Annotated in this window: 19 protein-coding genes; 7 read left to right on the forward strand and 12 right to left on the reverse strand. The window is 65.7% G+C overall.

The genetic code is table 11. The annotated features are described in order from the left end of the window. The 4 genes from waaA to L810_RS28225 all read right to left on the reverse strand — a co-directional run. A partial coding sequence (gene waaA, locus L810_RS28210) for a lipid IV(A) 3-deoxy-D-manno-octulosonic acid transferase (protein ID WP_042976524.1) occupies positions 1–1,323 on the reverse strand: 1,323 nt, incomplete at its 3' end. Between the two features lie 37 nt (positions 1,324–1,360). Continuing rightward, positions 1,361–2,245 (reverse strand): Kdo hydroxylase family protein, encoded by an 885-nt coding sequence (locus L810_RS28215; protein ID WP_021161704.1) that lies wholly within the window; start codon positions 2,243–2,245, stop codon positions 1,361–1,363. Between the two features lie 75 nt (positions 2,246–2,320). Continuing rightward, entirely contained in the window at positions 2,321–3,316 is a 996-nt protein-coding gene (gene waaC / locus L810_RS28220) for a lipopolysaccharide heptosyltransferase I (protein ID WP_021161705.1), read from the reverse strand. Positions 3,317–3,491: 175 nt separating this feature from the next. Further along, on the reverse strand, positions 3,492–4,886 hold the full coding sequence (locus L810_RS28225; RefSeq protein WP_021161706.1) for a phosphomannomutase/phosphoglucomutase: 1,395 nt from the start codon (positions 4,884–4,886) through the stop codon (positions 3,492–3,494). Between the two features lie 263 nt (positions 4,887–5,149). Here L810_RS28225 and L810_RS28230 point away from each other — a divergent pair, with 263 nt between their 5' ends. The 5 genes from L810_RS28230 to L810_RS28250 are packed head-to-tail and all read left to right on the forward strand — an operon-like array spanning position 5,150 to position 10,587. Continuing rightward, positions 5,150–6,406 (forward strand): lipopolysaccharide biosynthesis protein, encoded by a 1,257-nt coding sequence (locus L810_RS28230; RefSeq protein WP_021161708.1) that lies wholly within the window; start codon positions 5,150–5,152, stop codon positions 6,404–6,406. Continuing rightward, the gene (locus L810_RS28235) at positions 6,403–7,227 is read left to right on the forward strand and encodes a glycosyltransferase (protein ID WP_021161709.1); all 825 of its coding nucleotides are present in this window, start codon (positions 6,403–6,405) and stop codon (positions 7,225–7,227) included. The genes L810_RS28230 and L810_RS28235 overlap by 4 nt, the downstream gene beginning before the upstream one ends. A 51-nt stretch (positions 7,228–7,278) precedes the next feature. After that, entirely contained in the window at positions 7,279–8,415 is a 1,137-nt protein-coding gene (locus tag L810_RS28240; RefSeq protein ID WP_021161710.1) for a glycosyltransferase family 4 protein, read from the forward strand. 15 nt (positions 8,416–8,430) lie between these two features. Further along, positions 8,431–9,453, forward strand: a complete 1,023-nt coding sequence (gene galE, locus L810_RS28245; protein WP_021161711.1) for a UDP-glucose 4-epimerase GalE — start codon at positions 8,431–8,433, stop codon at positions 9,451–9,453. 27 nt (positions 9,454–9,480) lie between these two features. Further along, positions 9,481–10,587, forward strand: coding sequence for an MraY family glycosyltransferase (locus L810_RS28250; protein WP_021161712.1), 1,107 nt, complete (start codon positions 9,481–9,483; stop codon positions 10,585–10,587). 95 nt (positions 10,588–10,682) lie between these two features. Here the strand turns inward: L810_RS28250 and L810_RS28255 are convergent, their stop codons facing one another. Genes L810_RS28255 through L810_RS28270 form a run of 4 tightly spaced genes read right to left on the reverse strand, consistent with a single transcriptional unit; the run spans position 10,683 to position 15,414 of the window. After that, entirely contained in the window at positions 10,683–12,557 is a 1,875-nt protein-coding gene (locus L810_RS28255) for a polysaccharide biosynthesis protein (protein WP_021161713.1), read from the reverse strand. Between the two features lie 12 nt (positions 12,558–12,569). Continuing rightward, positions 12,570–13,586, reverse strand: coding sequence for an MraY family glycosyltransferase (locus L810_RS28260; protein WP_042976527.1), 1,017 nt, complete (start codon positions 13,584–13,586; stop codon positions 12,570–12,572). Positions 13,587–13,591: 5 nt separating this feature from the next. Then, complete coding sequence (locus L810_RS28265) at positions 13,592–14,557, reverse strand: UDP-glucose 4-epimerase family protein (protein WP_021161715.1); 966 nt, start codon at positions 14,555–14,557, stop codon at positions 13,592–13,594. Then, positions 14,554–15,414: a glycosyltransferase family 2 protein gene (locus tag L810_RS28270; protein ID WP_021161716.1), complete on the reverse strand. Its 861-nt coding sequence runs from the start codon at positions 15,412–15,414 to the stop codon at positions 14,554–14,556. Before L810_RS28270 ends, L810_RS28265 begins: the two co-directional genes overlap by 4 nt. Positions 15,415–15,670: 256 nt before the next feature. Here L810_RS28270 and L810_RS28275 point away from each other — a divergent pair, with 256 nt between their 5' ends. Continuing rightward, on the forward strand, positions 15,671–18,034 hold the full coding sequence (locus L810_RS28275) for a glycosyltransferase (protein WP_162175299.1): 2,364 nt from the start codon (positions 15,671–15,673) through the stop codon (positions 18,032–18,034). A 72-nt stretch (positions 18,035–18,106) separates the two neighbouring features. On the opposite strand, the gene L810_RS28280 is transcribed toward L810_RS28275, so the two are convergent. After that, positions 18,107–20,077, reverse strand: coding sequence for a glycosyltransferase family 2 protein (locus L810_RS28280; RefSeq protein WP_021161718.1), 1,971 nt, complete (start codon positions 20,075–20,077; stop codon positions 18,107–18,109). Further along, positions 20,067–21,026, reverse strand: coding sequence for a glycosyltransferase family 4 protein (locus tag L810_RS28285; protein WP_244114656.1), 960 nt, complete (start codon positions 21,024–21,026; stop codon positions 20,067–20,069). The genes L810_RS28280 and L810_RS28285 overlap by 11 nt, the downstream gene beginning before the upstream one ends. Between L810_RS28285 and L810_RS49280 the strand changes: the two genes are divergently transcribed. Beyond that, positions 21,021–21,437: a hypothetical protein gene (locus L810_RS49280; RefSeq protein ID WP_257009000.1), complete on the forward strand. Its 417-nt coding sequence runs from the start codon at positions 21,021–21,023 to the stop codon at positions 21,435–21,437. The two genes, L810_RS28285 and L810_RS49280, sit on opposite strands and share 6 nt — an antisense overlap. 29 nt (positions 21,438–21,466) lie before the next feature. On the opposite strand, the gene L810_RS28290 is transcribed toward L810_RS49280, so the two are convergent. After that, a complete protein-coding gene (locus L810_RS28290; RefSeq protein ID WP_042976529.1) occupies positions 21,467–22,756 on the reverse strand; it encodes a glycosyltransferase family 2 protein in 1,290 nt (429 codons plus the stop codon). Then, positions 22,743–23,888: a DegT/DnrJ/EryC1/StrS family aminotransferase gene (locus L810_RS28295; protein ID WP_021161721.1), complete on the reverse strand. Its 1,146-nt coding sequence runs from the start codon at positions 23,886–23,888 to the stop codon at positions 22,743–22,745. The genes L810_RS28290 and L810_RS28295 overlap by 14 nt, the downstream gene beginning before the upstream one ends. Positions 23,889–23,908 lie beyond the last annotated feature (20 nt).

The raw sequence follows: 23,908 nt of genomic DNA on the forward strand, positions 1-23,908 counted from the left end.
CGCATGCGCGCCGGCTTCGGCGGGCGGCAGCAGCGCGGCAAGCACGTCGACCGTGCGCGCGGTCGCGCCGCGGTGACGCGAAGCGAACGCCGCGCCGGCTGCGCCCATCGCGATGCGCCGCGCGTTGTCGGCAAACAGCGCGTCGAGCACGTGCGCGAGATCGAGCGGATCCTCGACCTGCAGTGCCGCGCCGGCCGCGACCGCGTCGGCGGTCGCCTGCGTGAAGTTGAACACGTGCTTCCCGATCAGTACCGGCACGCCGACCGCGCACGCTTCGATCAGGTTCTGTCCGCCGAGCGGCAGCAGGCTGCCGCCGATGAACGCGATGTCGGCGGCCGCGTAATACGCGCCGAGCTCGCCCATCGAATCGCCGAGCAGCACCGTCACGTCGTCCGGCAGCGGCTCGGCGGCCGGACGGCCGGCCGCGAGTGCCGCCGCGTCGGCCGCCCATGCGGAGCGTCGCACGCACTTGAGCCCGTTGCGCCCGACGAGCGCCTCGACCTCGGCGAAACGCTGCGGATGACGCGGCACGAGCACCAGCAGCGCGCCGGGCGTACGCATCGCGGCGAACGCCTGCAGCACCAGCGCCTCCTCGTTCTCGCGCGTGCTCGCAGCGACCCACACGGGCCGCGCGCCGATCGCATCGCGCCACGCATGGCCGCGCGCCGCCAGTTCCGGCGGCGTCGTCATGTCGAACTTCAGGTTGCCGAGCACGGTGACGTTGCGCGCGCCGAGCGACGTCAGCCGCTCCGCATCGGCCGGGCTCTGCGCGAGCACGCGCGAGAAGCCGCCGAACACGTCGCGCGTCGCCGCGCCGAACTTCGCCGCGCGCCGGAACGAACGCGCGGACATCCGCGCATTGGTCAGCACCAGCGGCACGTCAGCGCGACGGCACTCGTCGATCAGCGTGGGCCACACCTCGGTTTCCATCACGAGGCCGAGCGTCGGCCGCCACGCATGCAGGAAGCGCCGCACCGCGCCGGGCATGTCGTACGGCAGGTAACAACGCAGCAAGCGATCGCCGAAGATCTGTTCGCCGGTCGCGCGACCGCTCGGCGTCATGTGCGTGAGCAGGATGCGCGCATCGGGACGCGCGCGCATCAGCGCGTCGATCAGCGGCTGCGCGGCGCGCGTCTCGCCGACCGATACCGCATGCACCCAGATTAGCGGCGCGCGGTCGTCGCGCGAGCGGCCCGCCACGTGGCCGAAACGTTCGGCGATGTGCTCGCGATAGCCGCGCTCCTTGCGCGAGCGCACGTAGAGCCGGATGACCGCGGCCGGCGCGACGAGCCACCACAGCGCGCGATAGATCACCCGCAGCATGCGGCGGCCCTCGTGTTGCGTCGAAGCAGGTGCGCGCTCAAACCAGCGCCCTGCCCTTCAGGCGTTCGAGAATGCCGAGCGGCGCGCATTCACGGCGAACCATCGCGTCGACCGGCAGGAAGAACGTCTGTTCGAGCATGAACTGGCCGGACATCACAGCGTGCGAAGTCTGATCCGAGAAACATATCCACACGCAGCCCGGCGGAAACGGCATCGTCTCCTGCGGGCTGGTCTTCTGGTAGTCGAGATCGGCCTTCATGCTGTCGTGCAGGTTCAGCATCAGGTGGTCGTACGCGCTGCGCGGCGACTTCGTCACGTGCAGCAGGTTCAGCAGCCACGCGGCACCCGGCAGCTGCGGCTTGATGCGCGGCAGGAAGCGCTTCGCGACATCCTCGAACGGCTCGCCGACGCGCCACACGCGCGGCACGCCGGCCGGGTTCACGTTCGTGAACACGCGCAGGATGCGCTCACCGTAGTTGGGCCGCGACGGGAACGCGTCGACGTGCAGCCGGCTGTCGTCCTTGCGCCAGGATGTCTGGCGCGTCTCGACCTGCATCAGCCGCAGGCTCGTCGGCGCGACGCGCAGCTTGCCGCGATATTCGGGAAACAGGCCGTCGACGAGCGTGCCGGCCTGCTGCTGGAAACGCGCGACGAGCGCGCGCACCGCCGACTGCGTGACGCTGTCGCCGAGCACGCCGGCGAGCGCGCCGCCGTTCGGCGCGAGGCTGATGTTCTTGCGTTTCGGGTCGGCGAGCGCCGGATCGAGCAGCGCCTCCTCGCCGCCTTCGATCGCGAAGCGCAGGTGCGGGAAATACAGCACCTTGCCTTCCTCGACGGCGGCCAGCAGCTGCTCGCGCGGCGCCGACAGGTTGTGTCCGCTCCAGTCGGCGGACGGGACTTCGATGATCTGGGATTCGCTCATGATCGGTTCGCTTGGGTTCGCGCGGATTCGTGCCGGTGCGTGCGGGTGCGTGCCGGTTCGTGCCTATGGCGGCCGTTACAGGAGACCGAAGCCCGCGAGCGCCGACTTCACCTGCGCGATCGACGGGGGTTGCCCCGCCGTGCCGAGATTGACGACGTTCGGCGACCAGTAGCCGCCGGTCCGCCAGGCCGTCGCGAAATTGTACAGTTCGACCGTCGGACGCTTCAGCGCCGCCGCGATGTGAACCAGACCTGTGTCAACCCCGACGGTCGCGGCCGCGCCGTCGATCAGGCCGACCACGGCCGGCAGCGACAGCTTCGGCGGCACGATCGCCGCCGCGCCGAATTCCTTCGCGAGCCGCTCGCTGGTCGCGCGCTCCGCGTCGTTGCCCCACGGCAGCACGAGCGATGCGCCGCGCCGCACGAGCGCCTGGCCGAGCTCGATCCATGCGGCGTCCGGCCACTGCTTGTCGGCACGCGACGTCGCGTGAACGAACACCACGTACGGCACCGGCAGGTTCAGGCCGAGCGCGGCCACCGCGAGCGCCGCCGCGCGCGTATCGAGGCCGAAGTCGACCGGGTCGGCCGGCGTCGGCGCCGGGTCGCCCAGCGCGGCCGCGACGAGTTGCCGCGAGCGCTCGACGACGTGCGTGCGCGGCGCGATCGGCACCCGCTTGCGATAGAAGAAACGCACGGGCCACTCGTAGCCGGCGCCGTCGGTGCGGTTGCCGAGCCCGACGAGCGGGCCGCGCGCCCAGCTCGCGACCCAGGCCGTCTTGATGAGACCCTGGCAATCGATCACGAGGTCGTACTGCTCGGCCGCGAGGCGCTGGCGGAACGCGCGGATCTCGCGCCACGTGGCGCCCGAGAACGGCTTCTTGCGCCAGCGCCGCAACGAAAACGGCAGCACGTTGCGCACGCCGTCGACGAGCTTCACGAGGTCGACGAAGCTTTCCTCGACGAGCCAGTCGATCTGCGCATCGGGGTGGCGGCGCCGGATATCGGCGATCACCGGCATGTTGTGCACGACGTCGCCCAGCGACGACACGCGCACGATCAGGATCTTTTGCACGCTGAAAAAACGCCGGCTGGCAGCCGGCGACAGGCATAAAGACGCGATTTTATCGCGCCCGGGGGGGCGGACAGACAAAAAGCGGCCGCACGCCTTGGGCATGCGCCGCTTTTCGGGGCCGGCGCGACGATTGGACCCACCCTCGCGCCCCGGGCGGCCTACCGGCCGCCGAGGCTCAGAACGGCAGCTTGACGTCCGGCTTCGCGGCCGTCAGCACGCGGCGGAAGTCTTCCTGGATACGCTCGAGCCCTTCCTGCGTCTCGGCCTCGAAACGCATCACGACGACCGGCGTCGTATTCGACGAACGCGCGAGGCCGAAGCCATCCGGGTACTCGACACGCAGGCCGTCGATCGTCACGACTTCCTCGGCGCCGTCGAACTTCGCCTCCTTCTGCAACTTGTCGATCAGGCGGAAGTTCTCGCCTTCGTCGAGCCAGAGCTGCAGTTCGGGCGTGCTCATCGCGTCCGGCAGGCTGTTGAGCAGCGCGCTCGGATCGGCCGTCTTCGCGAGGATCTCGAGCAGGCGTGCGCCCGTGTAGAGGCCATCGTCGAAGCCGTACCAGCGATCCTTGAAGAACACGTGGCCGCTCATTTCGCCGGCGAGCGGCGCCCCCGTCTCGCGCAGCTTCGCCTTCACGAGCGAGTGGCCCGTCTTCCACATCAGCGGCTCGCCGCCCTTCGCTTTCACCCATTGCGCGAGGTGGCGCGTGCACTTCACGTCATAGATGATCTGCGCGCCCGGGTTGCGCGACAGCACTTCTTCCGCGAACAGCATCAGCTGACGGTCCGGATAGATGATCTGGCCGTCCTTCGTGACGACGCCCAGGCGGTCGCCGTCGCCGTCGAACGCGAAGCCGATCTCGGCGTCGGTGTCCTTGAGCGCCTGGATCACGTCCTGCAGGTTTTCCGGGTGGGCGGGATCGGGGTGGTGGTTCGGGAACGTGCCGTCGATGTCGGTGAAGCGCTCGACGAGTTCGCAACCGAGCGCCTTGAACAGGCGCGTCGCGAGCGGGCCGGCCACGCCGTTGCCGGCGTCGACGACGAGCTTCATCGGACGGGCCGGCTTGATGTCGCCGACGATTCGCGCGATGTACTGGTCGGCCACGTCGAACTGTTCGTACGAGCCGCTGCCCGTTTCGAAGCGCTCGTCGACGATACGGCGGTACAGCGCCTGGATCTGCTCGCCGTAGATCGCGGCGCCGCGCAGCACCATCTTGAAACCGTTGTAGTCGGGCGGGTTGTGGCTGCCCGTGACGACGATGCACGAATCGACGCGGCGCTCGCCGTCCTTCAGCGCGAGCGGCACGTTCGCCGCGAAATAGCCGACCGGCGTGGGCACCATGCCGACATCGACGACGTCGACGCCCGCCGCACGCAGGCCGTCGGCAAGCGCGCCGACGAGCTCCGGCCCGGACAGGCGGCCGTCGCGCGCGACGACGACCGCGTCGCCGCCCTGCGCGCGCACTTCGCTGCCGAATGCCCGGCCGATCCCGCGCGCCGTGTCGGTGTCGAGCGTCTTGCCGACCACGCCACGAATGTCATATGCCTTGAAGATGGATTGGGAGATCATCGATTCACTTCTCTCAGTTGCGTGCATGGAAAATTGTCTGGCTTGCCTGGCCGCCGCTCGCCGGCGCCGCGCATGATACATGCCCGTCCGGCAAGGAGCGCACCCGCTGGCGCAGAACGGCGGAAGCCACCCCGATCCCACTTATAATCGCGGGTTTTGATGACGCGCATACCGCCCATTTTAATGCCTAGCCGTCCCGTCGCCGCCGACCTGCAGCCCCCGGGCGCCCTGCCGGCCCCCTTGCGCGCACGCCGCCACAGCGCATGCTGAAGCGCTTCGGCAACCCGGACGTCGCGAAGGCCGTCGCGAATCTCGTCTGGCTGGGGCTCGAACGGCTCACGCAGATCGGCGTCGCGATCGCGATCAGCGGCCTGCTGGCCCGTTATTTCGGGCCGGATGTGTTCGGCAAATGGCAGTATGCGAATACGCTCCTCCTGGTACTGGCGCCGCTCACCTGGGTGTGCGGCGCGGAAATCCTCGTCCCGACCATCGTCCAGCGCCCGCCTGCCCAGCTCGGCGCGGTACTCGGCAGCGCATTCGCGCTGCGCATCGCCGTCTCCGCCGCCGCGCTCGTCGCGACCTGGATCGCGATCGCCGCGGGCGCCTTCGATCCGCTGGTCGGCGCGATGCTCGCCGGCCTGGCGGTCACGATGGTGTTCCGCGAACCGTTCGTCGGCGTCATCAACGCGTGGCTGCAGAGCATGACCTACAGCAAGCCGCAGCTCGTCGCCAGCATGGTCACCGCGCTGGCGAAGGCGCTGCTCGTCTGGCTGCTCGTCCGTGCGGCCGCGGGCCCCGCCCGCTTCGCGTGGCTGTGGGCGCTCGAGGCCGCCGCCATCGGTTTCGCGCTGATGCTGTACTACCGGCATCGTAACGGCGGATCGCTCGGCTGGACGTTCGACAAGCCGCTGTTCAGGCACTTTGCGACGGCCGGCACCGTGTTCTGGCTCGGCCTCATCTGCATGTACCTGTTCCTGAAGCTCGACCGCCTGATGCTCGAGCGTCACGTGTCGTTCGCCGATCTCGGCCGCTACTCGGCCGCGCAGCAGCTCAACGAGAACTGGATCACGCTCGCGCTGATGCTCGCGCAGACGATCGCGCCCGCCTTCGTCTATCGCGTGCAGGACGTCGCGCGGCTGCGCCGCAACATCGTCCGGCTGATCGCGATGACGGCCGGCCTGATGACGGCCGGCGCGCTCGTGCTCGACGCCGCCGCCCCGCTGATCGTCGGCAAGGTGTTCGGCCACGGCTACGAGGCGTCGGTCGACATCTTCCGCTGGGCGGTCTGGCTGTCGGTGCCGGCCGGCATCGAGGCGATAGGCAATCTTATCGTTCTCAAATATCAAGCAAAATTCGTGTTGCTGTCGAAATGGCTGCTCGCGCTCGCGATCGCCGCGCTCGTCAACCTGTTTGCGATCCCGCGGCTCGGCCTGTACGGCGCGCTCGTCGGGCTGGCAGCCGGCTATCTGGCCGCCGCCGCCGTCAACTTTTATTACATCCGTTTCAAGCTGCGACCATGACGTCCCCTGATTGCCCGACCCCGCTCGACGACGTGGCCGTGCTGATGCCGGCCTACAACGGGCACGACGACGTCGTTCGGACCCTCGCATCGTTTCGCGAGGACACGCCCGTGCACGTGCTGATCGTCGATGACGGCAGCACGCCGCCGATCGTCGCGCCCGACCTGCCCGGCCTCACGATCGACGTGCTGCGCATGCCGGAGAATGGCGGCATCGAGCGCGCGCTCGCGGCCGGCATCGACGCGCTCGCCGCGCGCGGCTTTCGCTTCGCGGCCCGCATCGACGCGGGCGATCTCGCCGCGCCACAGCGCCTCGCAAAGGAGCGCGCATATCTCGGCGCCCATCCGCGCGTGGCCTGCGTCGGCATGTGGACGCAGGTCGTGTCGCGCGCCGGCGAACCGCGCTTCATGCTGACGCCGCCCGCCGATCCGCGCACGCTGCGCCGCACGCGCTTTCTGCGCTCGCCGCTCGTGCATCCGTCGGTCATGCTGCGCATCGACGCCGTGCGCGAAGTGGGGAACTATCGTGCGAAATACCGTGCGGCCGAGGATCTCGATCTTTTCTTGCGGTTAATGCAACGCTACGATTGCGCGAACCTGCCGGAACTCGGCCTCTATTACGAACTGAACGAGGGCGGGATCAGTGCGACCAAGCGCCGGCGCCAGCTGGTGTCGACGCTCACGCTGCTGTTGAGCCACTTCAACGCGCTGAACCCGTACGACTGGGCCGGCCTCGCCAAGAACCTGCTGCATTTCGTGACGCCGTACCGTACGTTGCAGCGGATCAAGCAGACGCTGTTCGCCGCCCGGCCGTCCGCCTGACGCGCAGCCCGCGTTTTCGGCCATTTCGACGCTTTATTTTTTCTTTTTTTCATGTCCGCCACCTCCCCGCTGCGCATCGCGCTCGTCTGCAACACGGCCTGGGCGATCTACACGTATCGCCACGGGCTGATCCGCACGCTCGTCGCGCGCGGCGCCGACGTCGTCGTGATCGCACCGCACGACCGCACGGTGCCCCTGCTCGAGCAGATGGGCTGCCGCTACGTGGCACTCGCGGTCGCGTCGAAAGGCACGAGCCCGCGCGAGGATCTCGGCACGCTTGCCGCACTGTTCCGTCATTACCGCGCGCTGCAGCCCGATCTCGTGTTTCACTACACGATCAAGCCGAACATCTATGGCTCGGTCGCCGCGTGGCTCGCGCGCGTGCCGTCGATCGCGGTGACGACGGGGCTTGGTTACGTCTTCATCCAGAAGAGCCGCGCGGCGAGCGTCGCGAAGCGCCTGTACCGGTTCGCGTTCCGCTTCCCGCGCGAAGTGTGGTTCCTGAACCGCGACGATCTCGCCACCTTCACCGACGAGCAGTTGCTCGCGCATCCCGATCGCGCGCGGCTGCTGCACGGCGAAGGCGTCGATCTCGAACAGTTCGCGCCGATGCCGCTGCCGGCCGGCAGCGCCCCCGTCTTCATCCTGATCGGCCGCCTGCTGTGGGACAAGGGCGTGCGCGAATACGTGGAGGCTGCGCGCGTCGTGCGCGAGCGCTTCCCGAACGCGCGCTTCCAGCTGCTCGGGCCGCTCGGCGTCGACAATCCGAGCGCGATCGGCCGCGCGGACGTCGATGCGTGGGTCGGCGAAGGCGTCGTCGAGTATCTCGGCGAAGCGCACGACGTGCGCCCCCATATCGCGGCGGCCGACTGCGTCGTGCTGCCGTCGTACCGCGAAGGCGTGCCGCGCACGCTGATGGAGGCATCGGCGATGGGGCGCCCGATCGTCGCGACCGACGTGCCGGGCTGCCGCGACGTCGTCGCCGACGGCGACACGGGCTTCCTGTGCCGTGTGCGCGACAGCGCGAGCCTCGCGGAGCAACTGCTCCGCATGATCGAACTCGGAACGGCCGGACGCGACGCGATGGGCGCGCGCGGCCGGCAGAAGGTCGCGGCGGAATTCGACGAACAGCAGGTCGTCGAACGCTACCGGCGTACCATCCATTCGTTAACCGGCATCACCCTCTGAAGGAGCGCATCTGCAATGACCGCTAAAGGCACCATCCTCGTTACCGGCGGTGCGGGCTACATCGGCTCGCACACGGCCGTCGAGTTGCTCGACAACGGCTTCGATGTCGTGATCGTCGACAACCTCGTCAACAGCAAGGCCGAATCCGTGCGCCGCATCGAGCGGATCACCGGCAAGACGCCCGCGTTCCATCAGGTCGACGTGTGCGACGAAGCCGCGCTCGCCAAGGTGTTCGACGCGCATCCGATCACCGGCACGATCCATTTCGCGGCGCTCAAGGCCGTCGGCGAATCGGTCGAGAAGCCGCTCGAGTACTACCAGAACAACCTCGGCGGCCTGCTCGCGGTGCTCAAGGTCATGCGCGAGCGCAACGTGAAGCAGTTCGTGTTCAGCTCGTCCGCGACCGTGTACGGCGTGCCCGAGCGCTCGCCGATCGACGAGTCGTTCCCGCTGTCCGCGACGAATCCTTACGGCCAGTCGAAGCTGATCGCCGAGCAGATCCTGCGCGATCTCGAGGTGTCGGACCCGACGTGGCGCATCGCGACGCTGCGCTACTTCAACCCGGTCGGCGCGCATGCGAGCGGGCTGATCGGCGAGGATCCGGCCGGCATCCCGAACAACCTGATGCCGTATGTCGCGCAGGTTGCCGTCGGCAAGCTGGAAAAACTGCGCGTGTTCGGCTCCGACTACCCGACGCCGGACGGCACGGGCGTGCGCGACTACATCCACGTCGTCGATCTCGCGAAGGGGCACATCGCCGCGCTCGACGCGCTCGCGAAACGCGACGCGAGCTTCGTCGTGAACCTCGGCACGGGCCAGGGCTACAGCGTGCTGGAAGTCGTGCGCGCGTTCGAGAAGGCTTCGGGCCGCCCGGTGCCGTACGAACTCGTCGCGCGCCGCCCGGGCGACATCGCCGAGTGCTACGCGAACCCGCAGGCCGCGGCCGACATCATCGGCTGGCGCGCGACGCTCGGCATCGAGGAAATGTGTGTCGACCACTGGCGATGGCAGGAGGGGAACCCGCGCGGTTTTGTATAATCCGCTGTCCATTTTTCGAGCGATCCCATGCTCAGCTTCGCGTCCGGCTTCATCGTCTCCCTGCTCGTCACGCTGTTCATCGTGCGCTACGCGCACCTTCACGAGAAATTCTCGGTCGACAGCGACCTGGCCGGCGTGCAGAAATTCCATGTGCGGCCCGTGCCGCGCGTGGGGGGCATCGGGATCCTCGCCGGGGTCGTCGTGGCCGCGCTGATTCTGTCCCGGCACTATCCGACGATCGCGGGCAGTATTCTCGGCATCGCGGCCTGCGGGCTGCCGGCGTTTCTGTCCGGCCTCGTCGAGGACCTGACCAAACGCGTGTCGCCGCGCGCGCGGCTGCTCTGCACGATGGGCGCGGCCGCGCTCGCGTTCTGGCTGATGGGTATCGCGGTCACGCGCATCAGCGTGCCGCCGCTCGATTTCCTGCTCCGCTACGCGGCCATTTCGGCGTTCATCACCGTGCTCGCGGTCGCGGCGCTCGCGAACGCGGTCAACATCATCGACGGCTTCAACGGGCTCGCGTCGATGGTCAGCTTCATGATGTTCGCATCGCTCGCTTACGTGGCGTTCCAGGTCCGCGACCCGGTCGTCATGTCCGCGTCGATCATCATGATGGGCGCCGTGCTCGGCTTCTTCCTGTGGAATTTCCCGGCCGGGCTGATCTTCCTCGGCGACGGCGGTGCCTATTTCATCGGCTTCATGCTCGCGGAACTCGCGATCATGCTCGTGATGCGCAACCGCGAGGTATCCGCGTGGTACCCGGTGCTGCTGTTCATGTACCCGATCTTCGAGACCTGCTTCTCGATCTACCGGAAGAAATTCATTCGTGGGATGTCGCCGGGGATTCCGGACGGCGTGCACCTGCACATGCTCGTGTACAAGCGGCTGATGCGCTGGGCCGTCGGCACGAAGCACGCGCACGACCTCACGCGGCGGAATTCGCTTACTTCACCTTATCTGTGGCTGCTGTGCCTCGTCGCGGTGATACCCGCGACGCTGTTCTGGCGGCACACGGTGCACCTGTTCGTGTTCGTCGTGCTGTTCGCGCTGACCTACGTGTGGCTGTATCTCAGCATCGTGCGGTTCCGCGTGCCGCGGTGGATGGTGGTGAGGAAGGAGCGGCGCAGCCACTGAGCCGCTCATGGCCCGGCATGAAGCATGAAAAAAGCGCCCCGCGGGGCGCTTTTCTTTTGCGCGGAGCGACTGCCGCGCCGCCGCGGCAAAGGCCGTCAACGGTTCGACGCGACCCGTACGCTCTTCAGGGCCGGCACGGCGGCCGTCTGATACTCGGGCACCCAGCGGCGCAGATCCCGTCGCACTTCGTCGTCGGGCAGCACGCGATGCTGCATCAGCCACGGCAGGAGTTCGTCGAGGAAATTGTCCGGCACCTCGCGGGCACGTGCGATCCGCAGTTTCGGATGCGGCGTGCGCGTCGTCGCCTCGTCGTCCGCGAGCAGTTCCTCATAGAGCTTCTCGCCCGGCCGCAACCCGGTGAACTCGATCCGTATCTGCTCTTCCGAGAAACCGTACAGGCGGATCAGGTCGCAGGCGAGATCGACGATCTTCACCGGCTCGCCCATGTCGAGAATGAAGATTTCGCCGCCATGCCCCATGCTCGATGCCTGCAGCACGAGCTGCGACGCTTCCGGGATCGTCATGAAGAAACGCGTGATCTCCGGGTGCGTGACCGTCACCGGGCCGCCCTTCGCGATCTGCTGCTGGAACTTCGGAATCACGCTGCCTGCGCTGCCGAGCACGTTGCCGAAGCGCACGGTCTCGAACTGCGTGCGCCCGCTCGTCTGCTGCAATGCCTGACAGGCCATTTCGGCCAGGCGCTTGCTCGCGCCCATCACGTTGGTCGGATTGACGGCCTTGTCGGTCGAAATCAGCACGAAGTGGCGCACGTCGTGGCGGATCGCCGCACGGGCCACCCGATACGTGCCGAGCACGTTGTTGCGCAGTGCCTGCCACGCGTTGTGCTCCTCCATCAGCGGCACGTGCTTGTAGGCGGCCGCATGAAACACGATGTGCGGCGCATGGCGCGACATCACCTGGTCGAGCAGCAGCGAATCCTTCGCATCGCCGATGATCGGCAGGACAGGCAGGTCGGGGTAGCGCTCGCGCAACTCCTCGATCAGCCGGTACATCGCGTATTCGGACAGATCGAATGCGACGAGCTGCGCAGGCGCGAAGCGCAGGATCTGCCGGCACAGCTCGGAGCCGATGGACCCGCCCGCACCCGTGACCATCACGACGCGGCCGCGCAGCAGCGCCTCGACGTGCGGCGTATCGATCGTCACGGCGTCGCGGCCGAGAAGATCCTCGAGATCGATGTTCCGCACCTGCGACAGGAAGCCCTGGCCCGGCATCAACGCGGTCAGCGACGGCAACACCATCGCCTTCACGCCGGCACGCACGCACAGGGTCGCGACGCGACGCTGGGTTTCGACCGATGCCGACGGAATCGCGATGATCGCGTACTCGACCTTCATCGCGTCGGTCCAGTGCTTGAGGTCGTTGAACGAGCCGAGCACCTTGTAACCGTAGATTTCGCGGCCCTGCTTCGTGACATCGTCGTCGAGCAGGCCGACGAGGCGCCATTCGCCGGAGCGCGACAGTTCGCGCGCGAGGCTCGCGCCGGCCGTGCCGGCGCCGAGCACCAGCACCGGCTTGCCCTTCCCGACCAGGCCGCCGTACAGGTAATACTCCTTCGTCGCGCGATACAGCGCGCGCGCGCCGCCCATCGCCAGGAACAGCATCAGCGGCGACACGAGCAGCACCGAGCGCGGAATGATCGGCACAGGCTGGAACATCACGGCGCCGATCATCACGATCACGCCGCCGCCGACCACCGCCTTCGCGATACGCATCAGGTCGGGCAGGCTCGCGAATACCCACAGCCCGCGATACAGGCCGAATATGTGAAACATCAGCGCGTATACGGGCAAAACCCACGTCAGCGCCATGAGCGCCCCGCCGAGGAAATCGGGTGGAACGCTACCGTTGAAGCGGACGAGATAAGCAAACAACCATGCGGCAAGAACCGCCAGCAGGTCGAACAGGAAAGCACTCAGTGACAGCCAAGATGCTTTGGATCGCAACATCGGCGGGAGACCTCAAGATTTGTTTTCGGCGGCCGTACCGACCCGTCGCCAGCGCGCGTCGATCGCGCAACCGATACACGCCAGCACGCCATACCAGGCGACAAACAGCCCCCACTGCTGCAATGTCGGCCGGCCCAATGCCCACAGGCCTGTGATTATGCCCGCGAGCATCACGAGGTACCAGTAAATGGCGGTACGCCGATGACCAGTGCCGGAGCGCACCATGCGCTGATAGTAATGCTCCCGGTGCGCCTGCCAGAACTTTTCCCCGCGTAACAAACGTCTCGCAAGTGTTACAGATGCATCAGCAATAAAGGGCGAGAACACCATCGCCGGAAACCAGATCGGCCATACCCCGCCTCGCCAGCCGCAGTAGCCGAGCGCGCCCGCCATGAAGCCGAGCGGAATCGAGCCCGCGTCGCCCAGAAACAGCTTCGCCGGATGGAAATTCAGCAGCAGGAAGCCGAATGCGGCGCCCGCAATCGCCGCGCCGCCCACGGCAAGATCGGGCGCCGGCTGCACGCCGGCCAGCGCGGCCGCAGCGTAGGCGCCGAATCCGAACAGCGCCATGCCGCCGGCGAGACCGTCCGCGCCATCCATGAAGTTGTACAGATTGGTCAGCCAGACCATCCCGAAACCGACACCGGCAAGGAGCCACCATGGTGCGGCGGCCGGATAGACGACGATCAGCGCGACGACCGCGACAAGGTGCGCGGTGAACCGGACCCGCGCCGGCAACCCACGCCGATCGTCGAGCTGCGACAGCGCGGCCAGCCCCGTGGCGGCCACGGCAACCAGCCACATCGACGGCGCGAGCCACAGCATCGCGATCACGCACACAGGCACGATGCCCCAGCCGCCAACACGCGGCGTCGGCAGCGTGTGCAGCGAACGATCGTTCGGAATGTCGGTTGCGAGTCGCCAGGCCAGCCCGGTGGCGAGCAGCGTCCGCAGGACGAGCGTTGTGGCGACGGCGGCGGCCAGAGCCACCCCGGTCGCCATGAGCCACGTGATAATCGCGGGATGCATATTGTCTATTTCTGTTTGTCGCGCGAACGATACCACGCGGCGGTCGCTTCGAGGCCCTGCCGCGTCGTATGCGGTGGTTGCCAGTCAAGCACGCGCTTCATGCGGCCGGCATCGAGCTGCAGGCTGCCTGTCAGGCGATCAACGGCGGCGCTGCGGCCGGTCAGCCTGCCGAGCGCGAGCAGCACCGTGACGGGTACCGGGAACAGCCGCGCCGGCCGGCCGAGCACGTCGCCGACCATCCGCAGCAATCCGGCGACCGACGGCGCATCGTCGTCGGCGACATGAAAGCATTCGCCCGCGGCCCTCGGGTCGATTGCGCAACGCAGCAGCGCGTCCGCGAGATTGTCGACGTAAACGAGGCTGCGACGGGCGGCGATCGCGCCCAGCGGAAGCGGCAGTCCACGCGACACGACGTCCATCATCTTCAGGAAGTTCGCTCGCACGCCGGGGCCGTAGACGAGCGGTGGACGGACGATGACCACATCGACACCCGCGTGCAACCCGAATTGCGCGAGTGCCTGTTCCGCGCGCAATTTCGAACGTCCGTATGGATCCTCGGGCGCAGGCGTGACGTCTTCCGCGAGCGGTACACCGCGATCGCCCTCGGCGACCGCCTTGATGCTGCTGGCGAACACGAAACGGCGGGCGCCGTGCGCGTGCGCGGCCTCGGCCACGCGCAGCGTCCCCGCAACGTTGGTCGCCTCGAACGCGGCATCCGGATCGGGCGACTCGTCGCGCATCACGTGGACGCGCGCAGCCAGATGGATCACGCAATCTGCTTCGAGATCGGCCGGCCACGCGTCCACGAGCCCGGCGAAATCCGGTGCGTCATGTACCCATTCGCGCACCCCGGCGACACACCCGCCGGGACGGCGCACCAGCGCCGTGACCGTATGTCCTGCCGCGAGCGCCAGCCGGCAGACCGCGCGGCCGACGAAGCCGTTGGAGCCCGTCACGACGATGCGGGTCACCAGAGCCTCCAGCCGAAGCGATTGTAGAACTTGAACGCCGACGCCGCGAACATGCGGATGTGTGCGAAGCCCTTGCGTGACGCGCCGCCGCCGTGGTGAATCACGCGCGCCAGCGGCACATAGACGGTGCGCGCGCACTGGCCGGTCCGCAAGCTGAGATCGTAATCCTCAAAGTACAGGAAATAGCGCGGATCGAAGCCCTGCAGACGTGCGAGCACGTCGGTACGGAACAGCATGAAGCAGCCGCTGACGATCGGCGGATCCCACACGACGTCCGTTTCGTTGATGCTGTCGCGCATCTCGTAGCTGGCCAGCCTCCGCTCGAACGGCTGGCGCAGAGGCGACGGCAGGAAGCCCCTGACCAGGAGATCCATCAACGCCGGATAGCGGCGGCACAGATACTGGATCCGGCCCGAATCGTCGCCGATGCGCGGCGTCAGCAAGCCTGCTTCGGGATGCGTATCGAGAAAGTCGAGCGCCTGCACGAGCGCATCCGGCTCGAGGTCGATGTCGGGGTTCAGGATCAGGTGATAGCGACTACGCGCCGCTTCGATCGCGAGGTTGTGCCCGCGCCCGTAGCCCACGTTGCCGTGACCGGACAGCACGCCGTACCCGATGCTGGCCTGCTCGAACGCGGCACGATCCGCCGCGAGGTCCGGCAAGCCGCCGTTATCGACCACGCACACGCTGATCGCGCTGGCACCGCGCACGGTCCGGAGACGCGCACATGCCGCGCGGAGACTGGAGAACGTACGCGCGAGGAGCGCCTCGTCCGGGTGGTACGTCACGATGGAAATCGACAGGATTTCGTCGACGGAATGCGGAGCGTGATTGACTGCTTGCGGATGAGATGTCACGTGCTGACTATCGTTAACATTTGGCGCGAGGGGAATCCGTCAGTGTGCGCAGCGATGCCTGCGCACACAAACTGGATTGCCATTTGTAGCAATTATGCCGTGGCGGCGGGCGCCACGGGCGTCCTGGCCGGAAAAAGGGCCGCAATACAGGCGTGTGCGGCCCCGCCCCGGCCGGCTCCGAAACGCCAAATGCTTCTGTATATAATGCGTCACCTCGATACGCATCCGCCAGTTGCACCCTATGTTTGATATTTCGGTGATTCTCAACGCTCACAATGAGGGCGGCATCATCAACCGGACGCTCCGGTCCCTCGCTGAAGCGGCAGACTTCGCAAGAGCCCGCGGTATCACCCTGGAAATTGTCGTCGTCCTTGACAACCCGAACGAAGCGACCCGCTCTGTCATCGCGTCGGCCGACCTCTCCAGTTTCGACGGAGTCCAGACGATCGAGGTATCGAACCGCTCGCTGGGTCTTAGCAGAAACTCCGGTTGCGAGATCGCGCAAGGCGAATATTTCGCCACGGCCGATGCCGACGATCTCGTATCGTTCAACTTCTTCGTCGAAGCGCTGGCCGCGGCGAAGCAGTACGGCAACGATGCGCTACTGTTCCCGCAGTACCTGATCGCATTCGGTTCGATGTACTTCATTACCGAATATGGCGAAGCGGACCTGATGCCGTTCCTGCTCGCGGACATCCATCCGTACGTGTCGCGCGTGTTCTTCCACCGCTCGACGTTCGATCGCCTCAAGTATGTGCACTGCGATACGCAGCGCGGCCACGCATTCGAGGACTGGCACTTCAATTCGTGCGCGATCGCGCTCGGGATGAAGGCACACTACATCCCCGACACTGTTCTTTACTATCGCCAGCGCCAGCAGAGCATCATGGCTGCCGCGCGCAGCCTGAACGTCGAGCTCGAAACGCCGGATACCGACCTGTTCGACCCGGCCGTTTACCTGCGCGTGTTCGCGGACGACTACCGTGCGTACCGCGCCGGCGAACGCATGTTGCCACCGTGGTACGACGTCAAGCAGAAATTCCTCGGCAGCCGGCTGCTGTCGGACATGACGGAGGCTGCCAACCGGATCGACCCGGCTGTCGACACGCTGGCGCTGCGGCATGGCAGCCAGACGAGCGCGATGTGGTCGACACCCGAACCGTCGGCGGTCTACTACGAGATGTGCGAGGCCATTCGCGACGCCGGCCCGATCACGGACGTATTCCTGATCCCGTTCCTGCCCGCGGGCGGCGCGGAGCGCTACATCCTCGACGTGATGAACGGCCTGCTGGCATGCGGCGCGTCGAAGCGTATCCTCGTGGTTTCCGGCGAGCCGATGGAAAAGCACGCGTGGTTGTCGCGGCTGCCCGACGCGGCGATCTTCGTCGACGTCGCAGTGCTCGGCAAGAAGCTCGAGGACCGCCAGCGCGATCGTATCACCGCACGCCTGATTCGCGCCGCGGCGCCCGACGCCCGTCTGCACATTCGCGCATGCGTGTTTTCCCATCGCATGCTGAGCCGCCATTTCGCGCAGTTCAGCGGGCGCGACGTCACGTACTACCGGTTCTGCGACACGCGTGTCTACGAAGACAACGTATCAATCATCTCCGGCGGCGCGGTGGAGTTCCTGACGAACAACATCCAGCACATCACGCGGATCGTCACCGACAACGAACAAACGGTCGTCGACGACGAATTCATCTTCGGCGCCAGCGCGTCCCGCTGGAACAACCTCCCCGCGCTGCTGCACGGCGTCAAGGAACCGACGCTCCACGCGACGCCGCGTCGTCGCCTGCTGTGGGCGTCGCGGCTGGATGGCCAGAAGCGGCCGCAACTGGCCGTCGCACTGTCGAAGTACTTCGCGCGGAGCGGTTCCGGCATCACACTCGACCTGTACGGCGGCATCACGCCGGGGTTCGACGTCGACCTGGCCGACGCAAACTATAAGGGGCCGTTTTCGGCGTTTGCGGATCTTCCGCTACACGAATACGATGCGCTCGTCTATACGTCATGGTTCGATGGACTGCCGAACGTCATTCTCGAAGCGATGGGGTCGGGACTCCCGGTCATCGCACCGAACATCGGCGGTATCGGCGAAGCCGTGCTCGACGGCGAGACCGGCATCCTCATCGAGGCATCGAACGACCTCGACGAAGCTGTCGACGCGTATCGCGATGCCATCGAGCGCCTTTACGCCCAACCCGATTTGCTCGGAGCGCTGTCGAAGCGCGCGTCCGACTACGTTCACGACAAGCATGGCGACGCGCAGTACGTCGCGAACATTCAGCGAATATTCGGTATGAATGCCTCCCATCACGAATCCCACGAGCCCGCACCGGCATCCGCCGGCCAGACCGCCGCATCCGCGGAAAACCAGGAAGAACTGCGTCGCTTGAGGCGGGAACTCGCGGACGCACGCGCGAAGCTGCTCGTCCACGCACGTGAAGCCGACGTCCTCAGGAGCGAGTCGGTCGAACTGCGGCAATACGCGAACCAGTGGGTCGCGTTTCAGCGCGCCCGCATTTTCATCATCTATCGCGCGTATCTTCGCCTGCACCGGATTCCCGTGCTGGGCCCGCTGCTGCGGGCGATCATGCGGCCGTTTACCGGGAGGAAGTAACTGTGGCACGGCACCGGCCGACGGGCAAACCGTCAGGCCGAGCGCGCGTGCAACGCGCGCTCCACACTCCGGTCAGTCGTGCTGCGCCCGCCCGTACGCCACCATCACGCCGGGCTCTACATACCCGAGCAGACCCGCGTAGGTTTCGGCACTCGTCCACACGATGCGATCGAAGTACGAATTGAATTCCCGCAGGAAATTGAGCACCGGTAGCGGCGCGTCCACTGCGACGACCATCTCGCATCGCCGCCCCTGCCGCCACACTTCCTTCAGTTGTTCGATCGACGGTATCGACTTCGCGTCGCTCGAAAAACGCGTGACCGGCCCGGTTCGGTCGCGTCCTTCGCAAAGCCACCTGCCGGCAAACTGCCGCCGGACGATATTGGTCCGCTTGAACTGGCCAACGCTGTCCGACGAGGTAACGGAGCGCGTATGAATCCGGTGCCGATAGAGTGGTTCATGCAGATACCGGAAATTGCCGAACTCCGCGATCTTCAGCGCCAGCTCCCAGTCCTGGATGCCTGAATAGGCATCGACCGATCCGCCCGCCTGCAGATACGCGCTGCGCCGAATCACCTTCAGGTGCGACGCTACCATGCCGTCGAGCAGGTCGCCCCTGATGCTCGCGTCGTTCCGGAACGCGATGCCGGGATAACCGCCATAGTCCGCACGCCGGATTTCGTCGCCACTTTCGTCGATGTCGAACCGGTCGGTGAACAGGTAATCGCACGGCTGCCCCTGCGCCAGTACCTGTGCGACGCGGGACAGCGCGCCGGGCGCCAGCGCGTCGTCGCAATCGACGAATGCAACATATTCTCCAGCCGCCTGTTCGACTGCTTCGTTCTGCGTGCGCGAAATACCCCTGTTTTCGCCGTTGAGGACGATTCGCACGTTCGGATGACTGCCCTGCAACGCATGCAGCAGTGAGGTCGTGCGTGCATCGGGAGAACAGTCGTCGACACAGATGATCTCGAATGCGACGTCCTGCTGCTCGATCACGGACAGTAGGCAGCCGTCGATGTAGTCGAAGTGGTTGTATGCCGGGATCACGACGCTGATCAGCGGTGTCGCCGACACTGGCATTTTCGCGATGGCGGCCTGCAGGCGCGCCAGCTTCCGCGCAAGCAGATCCGCGGGAGCGGCCGGCGACGTGGCAGCCCCCGATCCGGTTTCATGCGCATGGCCGCGCAACTGTGCGATTTCCTCGACGTACGCCGGGTGCTTTCGATAGAAACTCTCGAACCAGTCGACCGCAGACTCAAAAAACGCCGGTTCGCGGGCGGACACCATCGCGTCGATCTTGGCCGCAGCATGCAGCCAGCTCTTGCCCATCTTCACGTACGACCGGCGCATGCTTTGCGCATGCTGCCGGTAAATCGCATTGTGCGCGTTGAGGTACGCCATGCGCGCGCCGCGCGCGCTCAGGCCGCACCAGAACAGCCAATCTTCCTTCGCGCGCGCGGACGTGTCGAACGGCGCGTCCATCAGCACCGTTCGGCGAAACAGCGCACAGTGGATCGGAATCGCGAAGCCGCGCTCCCATTTGTACAGAAAATCGGACAGGCTGAGCGACGAGTGCGCGATCGCTTCGTCGTTTTTCGAGAAGACCGAGCGTGTATCGTCGCACAACAGGAAGTTGGACACCGATACGTCAAGTGCATTGGCGACCTGGAAATGCGCAACCTGCAGGTCGAGCTTCGGCGGAACGACGATGTCGTCTGCATCCAGCAACTGCACGAATTCGCCCGTCGCGGCAGCGATACCCGTGTTGCGCGCGCCCGAAAGGCCCGCGTTCTGCTGCGAAATCACCCGCACCATGGGCGACAGCGCTTCGGCTGCACGCAGATGGCTATCGGTCCTGGGTGCCGTGCTACCGTCATCGACAACGATGATCTCCAGCGGCCCGCGATACGCATCGAGCACCGACGAGATCGATTCATTCAGATACTGCGCCTGATTGAAACAGGGGATTACCACCGATACGAGCGGCAACGACGAATCTCGCGAGTCGTCAGCGCCCGATTCTTTCCGGTCAGCTCCCATAACCTTCCAACTCCTTGACATGCTCGACGAACCGCTGCCACGTATGGCGCCCGTCGATCAGCTCGACGAGCGCGCGGGCGCGCGCTTCGGCTTCCTGCGAATTCGAAATGACCAACTCCATCGCCGCGCGATAATCCACGACCTCCGGCTTCTCCGACAGCGGATATCCGGTCGAATCGGATATCAGTTCGCCAACACCACCCACCGACGGCGCGATGATCGGCATGCCCAGCGCCCCGATCTCGAGCAGGATGTTCGGCATGCCTTCCCACTTCGACGTGAAGATGAAACCCGTGTACGCTCGTTCGCGCACGAGTTCTTCCGGGGACGTGAACGGCCCCATCAGATGCAGATTCGCGAGATCGGGGAGTTGCTCGCTGACGTTCACAACCGCTTGGCCATAGACGTAGAAATCAATATGCGGGCATGCCCGCACGAGCGCCAACAGCAGGTCGACACGTTTCTCCTTGTCGAGCCGCCCGGCCCACAGAAATGCCGGGCGCTGCCCCGCCAGATCCTGCCCGCGGCTCGCGATGCGCGCTAACGCGCGCGTCTTCCAGCCGTCGGTCGCCATGCGGCTGGGGTTGTACACGGCACGCAGCTTGTCACCCTGCTGCCCGAGGTTGTATTCGGCGCGCGCATCGGTCACGAAGCGCTGGTTGTCGGACAGCAGCGCGGTCAGCGCCGGCAGCCCCGGCTGAAGGAAATAAGCGGCGTAGCCGATCTTGCTCTTGCCGTCCTCGGCGAACTGGAACGCAAAAATACTGGCGAACAGACGCGTGATTTCCTTGAGCAGGCTTCCCTGCGAGATGACCGCGTTCCACGCGACTTCGCTATTGATGTTGTGGAACACGGCGGGCCGGATTGCCAGCAGCATGTCGTACAGGAGCGCCTGCTTCAGCGCGTACGAATCGTCGTCGGTGAAATCGCGCAGAACGACTACATGCACGCCATCGATCCGCGCGACACGCTCGTCGACCAGGTCGCGATCGGCGACGACGATCAGGACCTGACGATCGGGATGGATCTCGCGCAGCGCTCTGGAGAAATTGAGCGCGACATGCTCTGCGCCCCCCGTTCCGAGAAACGGCACCGCAATGACGTGGCTGACGTTTCGCACGCCCCGCTGCGCGAGGTCGAGCAGCAGGTGCTGCAGGCGCGATTCGCGAGCGTGATCGAGCAACTTTTCGTGCCGGACCGCCGAGCGCAACGCCTGACGAATCGACTTGCCTTGACGCAACGACGTGATAACCGGCGAAATGGCCTTGCGAACGCGCCACTTCGCCTCCTGGCTCACCGGCAGGCGATGGTAGACGCGTTGGGCAAAATACAGAAGATGCTGGTATCGCGGCATGGTTAGATATCTTCAATCATTCGCTGGTGCATGGACTATCGGCTCAAGCGCCGGTACAGATTATCCGCCTTGCCCCAGATGGTTCCCCTGACACGATCGAGTTCCGTCTGCGCGTCGGCCAGACTGGCGGTGAGCCGCTCTTCCCGCTCGGCCGCGGCGCGCAGCGCCGCTTTCGCGTGTTCGAGTTCCGTGGCAATTTGCTCGCGCTCGGTACGCGCCTGATCCAGTTCGGCAAGCGCGCGGTCACGTTCGCCGCGAATCATCAGTTGAAACGTCGCGGCGTCTTCGGGCGCATGCGCTGAACCAGCGTACTCGCCCTCTAGCCGCGACAGGCGCTCTCGAACGGCGGCAAAAGCTTGCGGCGACCAGCCAGATGCGAGTCTCGTCACGAACGCGGTCAGTTCGCTGTTGAAGAACAGATGCGGCGGAATCCTGAACGTGTCCTCATGACGGTCGTACACGCGCAGCATCTCGATCAGTTCCAGAAACCGCCGCCAGTCGCCGTCGATTTCGAAGAAGCGCCCGACGAACGACTCCATGCTCTTGCGCAGCAAGTCGAAGCGCTCGATCCGCGCGAGGTAAGGATGCACGACACCGCCGGAGATGTCCGCATACTCCCACATCAGCGCATCGCGATTGCGGTGCGTGATGTTGCCGCCATGCGCACGGTAAAGCAGAAGTGCGTCTTTCATCACATGAAATCGTGCACCGCCGGCGAGCGAACGCAACCAGAAATCCCAGTCCGGCGAGTAAGTCAGATCCTCCCGAAAAAAACCGATTCGATCGTGCATGGACTTCCTGACCAGCACGGTCGAATGGCACAGGTGGTTTTCCCACACCCAGCTGTCGGGCGCATTGAGGTCGAGATCCTGATTGAACCACGGCGCATAAAAGCATTTGTCGACGTCGACCGGCTGGCTCGACGCATCGATTTCCGCCATGAAGCTGCCGCAGATGTCGACATCCGGATGGGTGTCCATGAACGCGACCTGCGCCGCCAGCTTCTCGGGCACGAACACGTCATCGGAATCCAGGCTCGCGATGAATTCACCGGATGCGAGACGCAGCGCCGTGTTGTACGCCGCGCACGCGCCCTGATTCCGCTCCTGACGCACCGCGCGAATCCGCGGGTCGTCGAACTGCTGGATGACCTCCCAGGAATCGTCGGTCGAGCAGTCGTCGACTATGATCAGCTCCCATGACGCGTACGTCTGGGACAGTACCGACCGAATCGTCTCCCCGATGAATCTGCCGTAGTTGTAAGACGTCGTGAGAATGCTGACACGCGGCCGCGATTCCCCGGTCGAATAATTATTGTTTGCCATTGCAGATGTATTGAATGATGTCGACGATGCGATTCGCGCCGTCCTCCCCGAGTTCGCCGTACAGCGGCAGCGCCAGCACTTCGCGGGACACGCGCGTCGCAACCGGCAGGCGGCCGGGATCAGCGCTCGGCAGGGCGCGATAGCAATTGTGCTCGCTGCAAAGCGGGTAGAAATAGCGCCGCGAAATCACGTTGAACTGCTTCAGCGTGTCGTACAGTTGGTCGCGCGACACGCCGCATGCCTGCGGATTCACGCGCACGATGAAGTACTGCATGCTATGGCCGACGTTCGGCGGCAGCCGGAAGCACGTGATGCCGGGAATCTCGTCCAGGCGGCTCAGATAGACCTGTGCCACGCGCTGCCGCGCGGCGTGCTCTGCATCGTAATGGGCGAGATTGACGAGCCCCAGTGCCGCCTGCACTTCGTTCATCTTGCCGTTGGTACCCGGCATGATGACTTCGGTTTCGTTCAAGATTCCGAAATTTTTCAGCAAATCGACGCGCCGCTTCGTCGCTTCGTCCGCCATCGCCAGCCCACCGCCCTCGGCGGAGTGAAACAGCTTCGTCGCATGGAAGCTGTACATCGTCGCGTCGCCGAACTCGGCGACCGGCTTGCCGTCGATTTCCGTACCGAATGCGTGCGCGCCGTCGTAGAGCACCTTGACGCCATACTGCTCGCGGATGCGCTCGAACGCCTTCACGTCGCACGGCATCCCGTACACGTGCACGCCGAGCACGCCCGTCGTGCGCGGCGTGATCAGCGCTTCGGCCACGGCCGGATCGATGGTCAGCGTATCCTCGTCGATATCGCAGAACACCGGCGTCACGTTGTTCCAGTGCAGCACATGCGGCGTTGCGGGAAACGTGAACGGGGTCGTGATGACCTCACCGGCGAGCCGCAGCGCCTGGCAGGCGACGAGCAGCGCACTCGTCCCATTGTTGAACAGCGAGAAGTGGCGGGCGCCGAGCCGCTTCGCGAGCGCTGCCTCCAGCGCGACGTGCTTCGCACCGCCGTTGGTCAGCCACGCGCTGTCCCAGATGTCTTCCAGTTGCGATGTAAATTCGCCGAGCGGCGGCAACATCGGTCTCGTCACATAGATCGGATTGGCGAAACCATCCGGCTTCTGTCTCATAGGGCGCTCCTGATTGATTC

Source organism: Burkholderia sp. AU4i (assembly GCF_000466765.1).
GTDB lineage: Bacteria > Pseudomonadota > Gammaproteobacteria > Burkholderiales > Burkholderiaceae > Burkholderia > Burkholderia cepacia.